1 protein-coding gene is annotated in these 479 nt (G+C 68.3%); it reads left to right on the forward strand.

Annotated elements, in window-relative coordinates; translation table 11 throughout:
- A partial coding sequence (locus GVL52_RS31895) for an HAD-IA family hydrolase (protein ID WP_160012713.1) occupies nt 1-417 on the forward strand: 417 nt, incomplete at its 5' end.
- Nucleotides 418-479: the final 62 nt, after the last annotated feature.

Consider the following 479-nt stretch of genomic DNA (forward strand, 5'->3'; position numbering starts at 1 on the left):
ATCCACGACCGCACGATCGTGTTCGACGGCGTCGAGGCGCTCATCGAACGGCTGGCGCAGGCCGGCCTGCCGTGGGGCGTCGTCACCAACAAGGCCACGCGCTTTTCCGTGCCCCTCACGCAGGCGATCCCGTTGTTCCGCACCTCCGGCGTGCTGGTGAGCGGCGACACCACGCCGCATGCCAAGCCGCATCCCGCGCCCCTGCTGGAAGCCGCGTCCCGCCTGGGCGTCCCGCCCGAAGAGTGCCTCTACGTCGGCGACGACGAGCGCGACATCGTCGCGGGTAACGCGGCCGGCATGGGCACGGTCGCGGCGCTCTACGGCTACCTCGGCCAGCACAAGGAGCCGGAGCTCTGGGGGGCGCACTGCGCGATTAAATTTCCCCTCGACCTCTTGCAATGGCTTCCCAAGGCCTAAAATGGGAGGTCTGGGGCTGCCCTGGTTTCGACGTGGGTTCGGAATCGGTGTGGTGCATGTCG

Source organism: Rhizobium sp. 18055 (assembly GCF_902706285.1).
In the GTDB taxonomy this organism is placed as follows: Bacteria; Pseudomonadota; Alphaproteobacteria; order Rhizobiales; family Rhizobiaceae; genus Rhizobium.